At 66.8% G+C, this 12,213-nt stretch carries 12 protein-coding genes; 6 read left to right on the top strand and 6 right to left on the bottom strand.

What is annotated here, in order from left to right:
* Positions 1-8: 8 nt before the first annotated feature.
* From AC1DNF_RS03020 to AC1DNF_RS03010, 3 genes are read right to left on the bottom strand one after another with little or no spacing between them, the layout of a single operon-like run.
* The gene (locus AC1DNF_RS03020) at positions 9-1,172 is read right to left on the bottom strand and encodes an AI-2E family transporter (protein ID WP_478147063.1); all 1,164 of its coding nucleotides are present in this window, start codon (positions 1,170-1,172) and stop codon (positions 9-11) included.
* Positions 1,169-1,951 (bottom strand): LytR/AlgR family response regulator transcription factor, encoded by a 783-nt coding sequence (locus tag AC1DNF_RS03015; protein WP_478147062.1) that lies wholly within the window; start codon positions 1,949-1,951, stop codon positions 1,169-1,171. The genes AC1DNF_RS03020 and AC1DNF_RS03015 overlap by 4 nt, the downstream gene beginning before the upstream one ends.
* Positions 1,948-3,036, bottom strand: a complete 1,089-nt coding sequence (locus AC1DNF_RS03010; protein WP_478147061.1) for a sensor histidine kinase — start codon at positions 3,034-3,036, stop codon at positions 1,948-1,950. The genes AC1DNF_RS03015 and AC1DNF_RS03010 overlap by 4 nt, the downstream gene beginning before the upstream one ends.
* 79 nt (positions 3,037-3,115) lie before the next feature.
* Here AC1DNF_RS03010 and argH point away from each other — a divergent pair, with 79 nt between their 5' ends.
* The 5 genes from argH to AC1DNF_RS02985 all read left to right on the top strand — a co-directional run bounded on the left by argH (position 3,116) and on the right by AC1DNF_RS02985 (position 9,355).
* Entirely contained in the window at positions 3,116-4,513 is a 1,398-nt protein-coding gene (argH, locus tag AC1DNF_RS03005) for an argininosuccinate lyase (RefSeq protein ID WP_478147060.1), read from the top strand.
* Positions 4,514-4,638: 125 nt separating this feature from the next.
* The gene (locus tag AC1DNF_RS03000) at positions 4,639-5,481 is read left to right on the top strand and encodes a glycosyltransferase family 2 protein (protein WP_478147059.1); all 843 of its coding nucleotides are present in this window, start codon (positions 4,639-4,641) and stop codon (positions 5,479-5,481) included.
* 24 nt (positions 5,482-5,505) lie between these two features.
* Entirely contained in the window at positions 5,506-6,477 is a 972-nt protein-coding gene (locus tag AC1DNF_RS02995) for a UDP-glucuronic acid decarboxylase family protein (protein ID WP_478147058.1), read from the top strand.
* Between the two features lie 6 nt (positions 6,478-6,483).
* Positions 6,484-7,857, top strand: coding sequence for a UDP-glucose dehydrogenase family protein (locus AC1DNF_RS02990; protein WP_478147057.1), 1,374 nt, complete (start codon positions 6,484-6,486; stop codon positions 7,855-7,857).
* A 31-nt stretch (positions 7,858-7,888) separates the two neighbouring features.
* Complete coding sequence (locus AC1DNF_RS02985; RefSeq protein ID WP_478147056.1) at positions 7,889-9,355, top strand: rhomboid family intramembrane serine protease; 1,467 nt, start codon at positions 7,889-7,891, stop codon at positions 9,353-9,355.
* 34 nt (positions 9,356-9,389) lie between these two features.
* Here AC1DNF_RS02985 and AC1DNF_RS02980 read toward each other — a convergent pair whose 3' ends face one another.
* The 3 genes from AC1DNF_RS02980 to AC1DNF_RS02970 form a co-directional block, all read right to left on the bottom strand.
* A complete protein-coding gene (locus AC1DNF_RS02980; RefSeq protein WP_478147055.1) occupies positions 9,390-9,515 on the bottom strand; it encodes a hypothetical protein in 126 nt (41 codons plus the stop codon).
* A gap of 138 nt (positions 9,516-9,653) precedes the next feature.
* Positions 9,654-9,902, bottom strand: coding sequence for a hypothetical protein (locus tag AC1DNF_RS02975; RefSeq protein WP_478147054.1), 249 nt, complete (start codon positions 9,900-9,902; stop codon positions 9,654-9,656).
* Positions 9,903-10,133: 231 nt separating this feature from the next.
* The gene (locus AC1DNF_RS02970; protein WP_478147053.1) at positions 10,134-11,432 is read right to left on the bottom strand and encodes a hypothetical protein; all 1,299 of its coding nucleotides are present in this window, start codon (positions 11,430-11,432) and stop codon (positions 10,134-10,136) included.
* Positions 11,433-11,632: 200 nt separating this feature from the next.
* Between AC1DNF_RS02970 and AC1DNF_RS02965 the strand changes: the two genes are divergently transcribed.
* Positions 11,633-12,208: an RNA polymerase sigma factor gene (locus AC1DNF_RS02965; protein ID WP_478147052.1), complete on the top strand. Its 576-nt coding sequence runs from the start codon at positions 11,633-11,635 to the stop codon at positions 12,206-12,208.
* Positions 12,209-12,213: the final 5 nt, after the last annotated feature.

The raw sequence follows: 12,213 nt of genomic DNA, 5'->3' as shown, positions 1-12,213 counted from the left end.
CAGAGGCCTCAATCGCCCAGCAGTTCGCCGATCGGCTGCAGATCCTCCACATGGTCGCAGACCGCCTTCGCGACCATCATGATCGGGATGCCCAGCAAGAGGCCCCAGATGCCCCAGAGCCAGCCCCAGAAGATGACGCCGACGAACACCGCCAGCGGGTTCATGCGGCTGGTCTTGCTGGTCAGGAAGGGCACCAGCAGATTGCCGACCAGCGTATGGATGACCAGCGAGGTGCCGCCCACCAGCAAGGTCATCTGGATGCTGTTGAACTGGAGGAAGGCCACCAGCCCGGCAGCCCCCATCACGATGACCGATCCGATGTACGGGATGAGATTGGTCACCGCCGCGATGATGCCCCACACCGCCGCGTTGTCCAGACCCATGGCCCAGAAGGCGAGCCCGGTGGCCACGCCCACCAGCGCGCTGCTGAGGATCTGCACCAGCAGGTAGCGCTCGATGTGCTGCGTGATGTCGTCGAGCACGTGCACGGTGATCTTCTTCTTCTGCAGGCTGGGGCCCGTGATCTTCACCAGCTTGCGGCGGAAGGTGTTGCCCGAGCCGAGCGCGAAGAAGGTCAGGAAGGCCACCAGCGTGAGCTGCCCCGCCGCGCCGATCAGACCCACCGTGCCGCTCCAGAGATAGTCGCGCACATTGAAGGAGGGCCGCTCGACAAGCACGCGCATGACGCCCTTGCGCGCCGCCACCTTGGCCGAGTTCTCCTCCGCGGCCTGCTCGAGTTGCGCGGCCGCCTTCTGCACCGTATCGAGCGTGCTGCTGTCGCTGCTGCGGTTGCTCACGCGCATGGCCAGCCGCAGCTTCTGCGCCGCCAGGGGCAGCGAATCGACCAGCTCTGAGGCGCTGCCGGCCAGCGAATAGCCGGTCCAGCCGAAGGCGCCACCGAGCCCGAGCAGGATCGCGGCCGCCGCGAACCAGCGGGAGATCCGCCATTTCTCGAGCCGGTCGACCAGGGGCGCGAGCGCATAGGTCAGCATCAGGCTCACCATCAGCGGAATGAACACCGCGGCGGCCCAGCGCAGCGCGAACACGCTGGCCAGCACCGCCAGCACCACCAGCGACGCGCTGCGCACGTCGACCGGCATGTGCAGCAGCAGGCGATCGGGTTCGGCCAGTTCCGCGGGCTCGGTCTTCTTCTGTTCGGTCTCCTCGCTCATGGCTGGTCCCTGATCGCTTCGCGCACCGCCGCGAGCTGGCGCCGCGACACCACCACCGGCTCCGGAATCCCCTCGAGGCGCAGCGCCCATCCTTCGGCATCCTCGCCGTCGTCGTATTTCTCCAGGGCGCGGATCGCCGCGCGCGCCACCAGCGCGTTGCGATGCACACGCACGAAGCGCGCCGGATAACGCTCCTCGAAGTCGGCCAGCGAGCCGTCGTAGATGTGGCTGCGCGACGCGGTGCGCACGGTCAGGTACTTGAGCTCGGACTTGAGATAAAGCACCTCGGCCAGCGGCACCCGCTCGGCCCGGCCGCGCTCCTGGATCAGCAACGCCTCCTGAGGCGCCTCGTCGGCCGGCTGGGCCCTGCGGTCCTTCAGGTAGCGCTCGGCCTTCTGCAGGGCCTGCTGCAGCCGCTCGGCGCGCACCGGCTTGGTCAGGTAGTCGACCGCCTCCAGCTCGAAGGCCGTCACCGCGTGCGTCTCATGGGCGGTGACGAACACCACCGCCGGAGCCCCGGTCCGGCTGCGCAGGCTGCGGGCGAGTTCGATGCCGTCCATGCCCGGCATGTGGATGTCCAGCAGGACCAGGTCGAAGCGCGTGTCGGCCAGGTGCCTGAGCGCGCCTTCGCCGTGCGCCGCCTCGGCCACGACCTCGGCCGCGGGCGATCGGCAGTCGGCCAGCAGCGTGCGCAGGCGCGAGCGCGCGAGCGACTCGTCATCGACGATCAGGGTGCGCAAGGGTGCGGTGGATGGAGTGGAGGAAGGATGGGCTGTCATGTTTCCGCGGGAATGGCAATGCGCACGCGATAGCTCTTCTGGTCCATGCCGGCGCTGAATTGCGCCTGCATGTCGTGCAGCAGGCGCAGCCTGTCGCGCACATTGGCCAGCGCGATGCCGTGGCCGCGCGGCAGGGGAGATTCCGCCCAGCGCAGCGGCGGCAGGCTGTTGACCACCTCGATCACCACCATGCTGCCGCGCCGTTCCGTGCGGATGCGCAGCTTGCCGCCTTCCGGGCTGGGCTCCACGCCGTGCTTGACCGCGTTCTCCACCAGCGGCTGCAGCAGGAGCGGCGGCAGGCGGGCGGCGCTGGCCTCGGCGTCGAGGTCCCAGCGGATCTTCAGCCGCTCGCCGAAGCGCACCTGCTCGATCGCGAGGTAGCGCTCGGCCAGCGCGATCTCGTCGGCCAGCGTCACCGATTCGCCCGGGTCCGCCAGCGCCTGGCGGAACAGCTCGCTCAGGTCTTCCAGCATCGCCTCGGCCTTGGCCGGCTCCTCGCGCACCAGGGCGATCGCGCTGTTGAGCGTGTTGAAGAGAAAGTGGGGCCGGATGCGCGACTGCAGCTCGAACAGCCGCGCCGTCGTGGCCGCCGGCGTCTGGCCCCGGGAGCGCAGCACCAGCGCGGCCATCACGAAGCCCGACACCAGGGCGCCGGCCAGGGCGCTGGCGAACCACGGCGCCGCGACCACCACGCCCGTCAGCCGCAACAGCGCGCATCCGTAGAGCGCCGAGACGGCGCCGAGCAAGGCCCCGGCCGCATACTGCCCCTGGAGCGGCAGCCGACCGAGCAGCTTCTTCAAGCCACAGGCCGACAACAGCCAGAGCAGCGTGGCGGGCAAGGCCCCGCCGGTGACCGTCGCTGCCAGCAGCAGCCAATCCGAGGGCGTCGACGCCAGGAACATGGTGGCGGCGGCCACCGCCACTTCCACGAAGACCACGGTGCGCAGCACCACGCCGATCTGGCAGGCATCGAAGGCGGCCGATCGCCCGCGCGCGGTCGATCCCGCCCGGCCCTGCGCGGGTTTCTTGGGGGACGTCGCGGACGGCGACGAAGGGGTGGCCGATAAAATCGACGGATTGCGCATCGCAGAGGCACCGGGTGACCGGCGCATTATTGCCTCCCGCGCCGCCAAAGCCTCCCCATCGGCCCTCCGAATGCCCCCCATGACCCAAAACCAACTCGACAAGAAATCCGAAGCCTGGTCCGCCCTGTTCTCCGAACCCATGAGCGATCTGGTGAAGCGCTACACCGCGAGCGTCTTCTTCGACAAGCGGCTGTGGCAGGCTGACATCGAGGGTTCGCTGGCGCATGCCGGCATGCTGGCGGCGCAAGGCATCATCGGCGCGCAGGACCACGCCGCGATCGAACGCGGGATGAAACAGATTCGCGAGGAGATCGAAGGCGGCACCTTCGAATGGAAGCTCGACCTCGAGGACGTGCACCTCAACATCGAGGCGCGCCTCACCCAGCTGGTGGGCGACGCCGGCAAGCGCCTGCACACCGGCCGCAGCCGCAACGACCAGGTGGCGACCGACGTGCGCCTGTGGCTGCGCGGCGAGATCGACCTGATCGGCGGCCTGCTGGTCGACCTGCAGAAGTCGCTGCTCGCGCTGGCGGAAAAGAACGTCGAGGTGATCCTGCCCGGCTTCACCCACCTGCAGGTGGCGCAGCCAGTGAGCTTCGGCCACCACATGCTGGCCTACGTCGAGATGTTCGCCCGCGACGCCGAGCGCATGGCCGACGTGCGCCGCCGCGTCAACCGCCTGCCGCTGGGCGCCGCGGCGCTCGCCGGCACCAGCTACCCGCTCGACCGCGAAGCCGTCGCCCGCGCCCTGGGCATGGACGAGGTGTGCCAGAACAGCCTGGACGCCGTCAGCGACCGCGACTTCGCCATCGAGTTCACGGCCGCCGCCTCGCTCGCCATGGTGCACATCAGCCGCCTGAGCGAGGAACTGGTGCTCTGGATGAGCCAGTCCTTCGGCTTCATCGACATCGCCGACCGCTTCTGCACCGGCAGTTCGATCATGCCGCAGAAGAAGAACCCGGACGTGCCCGAACTCGCGCGCGGCAAGACCGGCCGCGTGGTCGGCCACCTGATGGCGCTGATCACGCTCATGAAGGGCCAGCCGCTGGCCTACAACAAGGACAACCAGGAAGACAAGGAGCCGCTGTTCGACACCGTCGATACGCTCAAGGACACCCTGCGCATCTTCGCGGAGATGGTCGGCGGCATCACCGTCAAGCCCGAGGCGATGGAGGCCGCCGCCCTGCGCGGCTACGCCACCGCCACCGACCTGGCGGACTACCTGGTGAAGAAGGGCCTGCCCTTCCGCGACGCGCACGAAACCGTGGCCCACGCCGTGAAGGCGGCGATCTCGCACAAGGTCGACCTGTCGGAACTGCCGCTGGCCGTGCTGCAGAGCTTCAACCCGACGATCGAGAAGGACGTCTACGGCGTGCTGAGCCTGCGCGGCTCGCTCAACGCCCGAAACATCCTCGGCGGCACCGCCCCGGCGCAAGTCCGGTTGCAGATTGCGCGACATCGCACACGACTCGGCTGAAATATTCGGGTTTACCCTTCGGATTTGTTTTCAAATGTAAGAATGTAGTGCTAAAGTTTGTCATTCCTTGTGCACTGCAGCGACGGTAGTTCTACCGTCTGCAGACGCAAACCGCACCGAATGCCATGGACAAACCTAGCTGCGTCGTCGTCATCCTTACTTTCAATTCCGCTTCGATCATCCGGGAGACCGTGTCGCAAGCCCTGAAGGTGAGCCCGCACGTTTTCGCGGTCGACTCCCATTCATCGGACGGCACGCCCGCCATCCTCGAAGCGCTGGGCTGCACTGTCGTGCAGCGGCCGTTTTCCAACTACAGCGACCAACGCAACTGGGCCATCGCCCAGGTCGAGAAGTCCTACGACTGGCAACTGCACCTGGACGCCGACGAGGTGCTCGACGAGGAAGCGGTGGGCGAGATCAAGGCCCTGCTTTCCGGCACGCCGCGCTTCGATGCCTACCTGATCCGGCGGCGCGACTACTTCATGGGCAAGATGCTGCGTCACAGCGGCGTCAACCCCTGGCATCTGCGGCTCTTCAAGTCGGGCGTCGGGCGCTGCGAGGCCCGCCTGTACGACCAGCACTTCATCAGCCAGGCCGCCACGGGCCGCCTCAACGGCTTCATGCACGACAAGAACTCGGCCCTCCTCACCCAGTGGATCGCCAGCCACAACCGCTGGAGCGACGCCGAGGCGAAGGAAAAGCTGGGCCCGCGCGCGCTCGCCGACGATGTCCTGAAGCCGCGCCTCATGGGTGACGCCCGTGAACGCACGCGCTTCATCAAGGAGGTCTATTACAAGCTGCCGACCGGCGTGCGCTCGCTCAGCTACTTCGTCTATCGCTACATCTTCCGGCTTGGCTTTCTGGATGGAACCGCCGGCTTCTATTTCGCGTTTTTTCAGGCATTGTGGTTCCGCATGCTGGTCGACGCGAAGATGTACGAGCAGCGCAGCCAACAAAACCCGAACTGATTTTTTAACGGAGTGATCTCACGCATGCGGCAATACAACGCTTCCAAGCGGGTGCTCGTCACCGGCGGCGCCGGTTTCCTGGGCAGTCACCTGTGTGACCGCCTCATCGAGGCCGGCCACGACGTCCTGTGCGTCGACAACTTCTTCACCGGCACCAAGCGCAACATCGAGCACCTGCTCGACAACCCGCGCTTCGAGCTGATGCGGCATGACGTCACCTTTCCGCTCTATGTGGAAGTCGACGAGATCTACAACCTCGCCTGCCCGGCCTCGCCCATCCACTACCAGCACGACCCGGTGCAGACCACCAAGACCAGCGTGCACGGCGCCATCAACATGCTCGGCTTGGCCAAGCGGGTGCGCGCGAAGATCCTGCAGGCGTCCACCAGCGAGGTGTACGGCGACCCCGAGATCCACCCGCAGGTCGAGGCCTACTGGGGCCGCGTGAACCCGATCGGCATCCGCAGCTGCTACGACGAGGGCAAGCGCTGCGCCGAGACGCTCTTCTTCGACTATCACCGCCAGCACCAGCTGCGCATCAAGGTCGTGCGCATCTTCAACACCTACGGCCCGCGCATGCACATGAACGACGGACGCGTGGTGTCGAACTTCATCGTCCAGGCACTGCGGGGCGAGGACATCACCATCTACGGCGACGGCCAGCAGACGCGCAGCTTCTGCTATGCGGACGACCTGATCGAAGCCATGCTGCGCATGATGGGCACCGGCGATGAAGTCCCCGGACCGATCAACATCGGCAATCCGGGCGAGTTCTCGATGCTGGAGCTGGCCAACAAGGTGATCGAGCTCACGGGCTCGAAGAGCAAGCTGGTGCGCATGCCCCTGCCCGCCGACGATCCGAAACAACGCCGGCCCGACATCTCGCTGGCGCAGAAGGAACTCGGCGGCTGGGAGCCCAGGACCCAGCTCGAGGAGGGACTGAAGAAGACCATCGCGTACTTCGACAAGGCCCTGTCGGAATCCACGGCGGCCTGAAACACCATGAACATCTCCATCATCGGCACCGGCTACGTCGGTCTCGTCACGGGCGCCTGCCTCGCCGACATCGGCAACAACGTCTTCTGCCTCGACGTCGACCCGCGAAAGATCGCGATGCTCAACGAGGGCGGCATCCCGATCTACGAACCCGGACTGGGCGAGGTCGTCGAATCGAACGTCGCGGCGAAGCGGCTGTCCTTCTCGACCGACGTCCAGGCCTCCGTGGCGCACGGCGACATCCAGTTCATCGCCGTGGGCACGCCGCCCGACGAGGACGGCAGCGCCGACCTCCAGTACGTGCTGGCGGCAGCCCGCAACATCGGCCGCTACATGGAGAGCTTCAAGGTCGTGGTCGACAAGTCGACCGTGCCCGTGGGCACGGCCGAGCGCGTGAGCGCCGTGATCCAGGAAGAGCTCGACAAGCGCGGCCGCGGCGACCTGCGCTTCTCCGTCGTGAGCAATCCCGAGTTCCTCAAGGAAGGCGCGGCGGTCGAGGACTTCATGCGGCCCGACCGCATCGTCATCGGCTACACGGACGACGACAACGGCCGCCAGGCGCTGGCGGAGATGCGCAAGCTCTACGCGCCCTTCAACCGCAACCACGAGCGCACGCGCGTCATGGACGTGAAGTCCGCCGAGTTCGCCAAGTATGCGGCCAACGCGATGCTCGCCACCCGCATCAGCTTCATGAACGAGCTGGCCAATCTGGCCGATCGCGTCGGCGCCGACATCGAGGCGGTGCGCCAGGGCATCGGTTCCGACCCGCGCATCGGCTACAGCTTTCTCTATGCCGGCACCGGCTACGGCGGCAGCTGCTTTCCCAAGGACATCCAGGCGCTCACGCGGATCGCGCGCGACAACGGCCAGGCGCTGCGGGTGCTGGAGTCGGTGGAGGCGGTCAACGACGAGCAGAAGCGCGTCCTGACCAACAAGGTCCTTGCCCGCTTCGGCGAGGATCTGCGCGGCCGCACTTTCGCCTTGTGGGGACTGGCCTTCAAGCCGAACACCGACGACATGCGCGAGGCGCCCAGCCGCGTGGTGCTCGACGTGCTGCTGCGCGCCGGCGCGCGCGTGGTGGCGCACGACCCGATCGCGGTGGATGAAACCCGGCGCGTGCTCAAGCTCGATTTCGCCGACGCGCCCGCGCTGCTCGACAACATCAGCTTCTCGTCCGCCAAGGACCCGCTGGAGGCGCTCGGGAACGCCGACGCGCTGATCATCGTGACCGAGTGGAAGGCCTATCGCAGCCCCAACCTGGAACGGCTCAAGTCGCTGATGAAGGCACCGGTGATCTTCGACGGGCGCAACCTCTACGAGCCCGCCACCATGAAGGCGGCCGGCATCGCCTACCAGGGCATCGGGCGCAACAGCCTCTGAGCGGCGCACGCAGCGGCGGCGGCAAGGCATCTTGTTCTACGCGATTCCGCTCGAGAGCAGGCCGACACGGCGCAACCCGCCATGGATGACCGTGCTGCTCATCCTCGTGAACATGCTCGTGTTCTGGGGACCGCAGCGCTCGGAGGAACACGCGCAGCAGCGCGCCGCTCTCTTCTACGCGAAGAGCGGCCTGCCGAAGCTGGAACTGCCGCCCTTCGTCGCCTGGCTCGAGGAGACAAGGTCGCCGCGCGCGCCGGCCGCGAAAAGGCTCCTCGCCCGCGCCGACGTCGGCAGCCTCCTCGAAGCCATGCAGCACGAGACGGCCTTCATGCAGAAGCTGCGCGGCGACGCCGTCATCACGCCCGCCGACCCGCGCCATGCCGGATGGAAGAACGACCGCCGTCGGTACGAGGCCTTGCTGCCCGCGCCGTTCACCGAGCGCTGGGCGCAGGACCACAACCGGGGCGCGGCGTTCAAGCCCTGGACCTGGCTCACTTCGGCCTTCCTGCATGCCAGCAACGGGCATCTGCTGGGCAACATGCTCTTTCTCTTCCTGTTCGGCTTCTCGGTAGAGCTCGCGCTCGGCCGGGCGCTCTACCTGGGCTTCTACCTGCTCGGCGCCGTCGGCGCGTCCGCGCTGGCCGCATGGGCCTACGCCGGCAACGGCGGCTACGGGCTGGGCGCCTCGGGCGCCGTGTCGGCGCTGATGGCCATGTACGCGGTCATGTACCGGTTGCGCCGCATCCGCTTCTTCTACCAGCTCTTCTTCTACTTCAACTACGTCACCGCACCGGCACTGATCCTGCTGCCGGCCTGGATCGTCAACGAACTTCTGCAGCATTTCGTCGGCGGCCAGGGCATCGCGTACATGGCCCACCTGGGCGGCCTCCTGACGGGCGCGCTGCTGATGGCCGGCGCCATGCGATGGCGGCGGCTGGCCTTGCCGGAGGCGCCCGCGGCCCAGGAGCCCGATGCCTTCGCTCGACACGTGGCCGCGGCGCGGCGCCATGCCGCCGAAGCGGACTTCCAGGCCGCCTGCGCGCAATGGCGCGAGGCCGCGCGCCTGCGGCCGCACGACGCGCAGATTCTTCGCGCGTGGTTCAACACCGCGAGGCTCTGGCCGGCGGGCGAGGACTTCCATCGCGCGGCGCGCTGGATCTTCAGGCTGTCCCCGCAGGATGCGGCAACCCTCGAGTTGCAGCACGCGAGCTACAAGACCTACCTGGATGAGGCGAAGCCGGGCGCTCGGCTCAAGCCCGACGACATGGCCAGGCTGGCGAGGCGGTTCACGCGCGCCCGGCAGTTCAACGACGCGGAACGTCTGTGCCAGGCGCTCCTCAAGAGCGCACCCGAACATCCCGAATTGGCAGACACCTTGTCGCTCTGTGCGAACGGGTTGCTGCAGGCCGGACGGCGGGACCAGGCGCTCGGCTGGCTACCCGAGCTGCTGCGGCTGGCGCCGCACGACATGGTGACGCGCGCGCTGCAGAAGGCCTGAGCGCATGGCGCGCAGGGACGAGCGCCGGCGGTGCTCAGGCGGCAGCCTGGGTGCCCGGCACCAGATAGCCATTCCGATAGATGCCGATGATGAGTCCGTTAACCGCATCCGACGGCCGGGCGGTGACGAACTTGCCGGTGCCCGCCTGGTACACGACCATGGTGCAGGAAGAACTCCGGCTGAGCGTGCGGGCCACACCGGTCGCTTGAGAGGCTGTTGGATAAGTGTTCATACTTGCCCCAGAGGGCGGCAATGCCGTTGCCGCTGACGCAGCTGCTGCAGCGGGCGCGCATCGATTTCAGGAGTGGGCGACGGAAAGCAGCGTGTCGATCGCGAGAACCACATCCGCCTGCGCACCCCTGGGAGGCGCGTCCTCGGTGAGCAACTTGCGGATCAGGCCCAGGGTATTGAGGAGTTCGGCTTCCATCTCCGTCAACAAGGGAATGACCTCGAAGTCCGGATACTTGCCCCGCGCTCCCATCGGTCGTCCGGGCCCGGACAGGTCGACGCTGTAGCCTTCGCGGATGGCTTCGATTTGGGTCTTCATATGCTTGTGGAAGTAATGCGAAAGCCTCCTGGAAGACTGCCGCGGTTGAAAGAAGATTCGATGTAGTACATTGTGCCTAGTTGGCCTCGATGTAACAACAAAGTTCACTTTTTTCTCCGCTGCATTTGAGAAAAAAACCTCATCTTTCGGCACCGGCCTCCCACAGCCTGCCGCGGCGCCCTGGCCTGCATCCGCTTCGAACGGAAACGAATCTACTGTGAGTCTTCGACATCAAGCCTGCGGAATTTCCCGCAGAAGCCAGCGCACTTCAGACGTGTGCTCACTCTCGGGATAGCGCGATTCGAGCGTGCTGAGAATGGGCTGCGCCATGTCGCGGCGGTTGAGTCCCTGCACCAGCACGCGCACGGCAAGCTCGTAGGCCTGCGGAATCGCGGCGTGCCCGCGAAAACGCTTGTCGAAGTTGGACAGCAGCGCAAGCGAGGCCCGTGCATTGCCGCCCCGCCATTCGGCGCGGCTGAGCGCCATGGTGGCCAGCGGGTCGTCGAGCAGGAAAGCCGCGTCCTTCTCGCGACAATCGTTGTAGACCTTGAGCGCCTCCGACGAGAGATCGCGTTGCACCAGCAGGCCGATGAAGCGCCGCGCGTGCTCCAGCAGCGTGGCCTTCTTGTCCGGCGCCAACAGCAGCATGCGGTGGTAGCGGCGCTGCGCCGCGATGTCCTCGGGCTGCGTGCGCTGCGTCTCGTAGGCCAGCATGAGCGCGCCGGCGACATCGCCATCCGTCACCATCTGCGCGACCAGGGCATCGGTGTGCTGCTGCGCGATCTGCGCCGGCGTGCGGACGTCGACCTGGAGATCGTCCGCGCCGGCGCCGGGAAGGAGATCGATGCCCAGCTCATCGTGATTCTGGTACATCACGTAGCCCAGCAGGCTCGCCATGACCCAGCCGAAGTAGATCATCACGAAATTGATGGCCGGCAGCGCCAGCCAGCCGCTGAGCACCGGCAGCAGCATCACGGTGGCGATGCGCGCGCCCGTGTTCAGCAGGAACAGGAAGAAGCACAGCAGGAGATAGGGCCAGCCGACCGCGCGCATCGTCTGCAGCGCGGCCCCCGGGTTGAGCGACTGCCAGAAGCTGCCCGACTGCACCAGCACCATGGTGGTCGCCGGCAAGGTGAACGAGATGGCGAACAGCGCGATCTGGCCGAGCACCATGTTCAGGGCGCCCAGCAGGCCCGCCGCCACGCCCTGCACCACGACCAGCGCGAAGAGCTTCCAGGGCAGGCGGGTCCACTCGTCCTCGAGGGTGCGCGGAAAATCGCTGGCCCGCACGATGCCGCGCGAGCCGAGCGCCATGACCTTGAAGCCGTAGCGCGTGGCCGCGAGCATCACGCCGAGTTCGACCAGCAGCAAGCCCAGGGCCTGCGGCAGGAAGAACAACACGTGAATGAGCAGCGAGCACAGCGCGAGAAGCGCTGCGTAGCCGAGCGGCCGGGGCTGGAATGGAAAGGCAAAGAAAGTGTTCAGGCGGTGCCAGAACGGGCGAGGCTCAGAGGCTTGTGGCTCCTGCATGGGGGCTCCATCGCGATCGGAGCCTGAGTATAGGTTTCAGGATGTTGCAGAATCAGCCGGCCATGGGCGGATCAGACGTGAATTAGTGCCTCACATCGCACGATCCGAGCTCGCGCCGGCCCCGGATCGGCACGGCCTGAATCCGGCGGCCCTTGTCGGACGTACCTCTCCCATGTCGATCGATGGCCCACAATCAAAACATGAGCCCACCCAGTCCCGACGCCGAATTGATGGCGCTGATCGACCGCATCGGCCAGCGGGACCAGACCGCCCTTCGCCTGCTGTACGACCGCACGTCGCCCAAGCTCTTCGGCCTCGCGATGCGTGTCGTTCGACAGCGCGAGTGGGCCGAGGACGTGCTGCAGGAATCCTTCATGACCATCTGGCGCGCGGCGAGCGACTACCGCGCATCGCTGAGTCCGCCGATGGCCTGGCTGGGCCTGATCGTGCGCAGCCGTTCGCTCGACCTGCTGCGGCGCCGCACGGCCGACCGCGCCCAGCTGACGCAGGAGTTCGACGAACTGATGGCCGACACCTTCGAATCCGGCGCGGCCAACCCGATGGACACCGCCGACGCCAGCGAGCAGGCCTGGGCGCTGCACCAGTGCCTGGCCCAATTGGAGGGCAGGCAGCGCGAGGTCGTCAGCCTGGCCTATCTGCGCGACCTCAGTCACGGCGAACTGGCCGAGCAGCTCAAGCTGCCGCTGGGCACTGTCAAGACCTGGATCCGGCGCGGCCTCGAAAAGCTTCGCGCCTGCATGAAGCAGTTCGCATGAAACGT

Source organism: Variovorax sp. 01T432 (assembly GCF_056398605.1).
The sequence above is the reverse complement of the archived record's forward strand: the minus strand, read 5'-3'. Positions and strand labels throughout refer to the sequence as shown.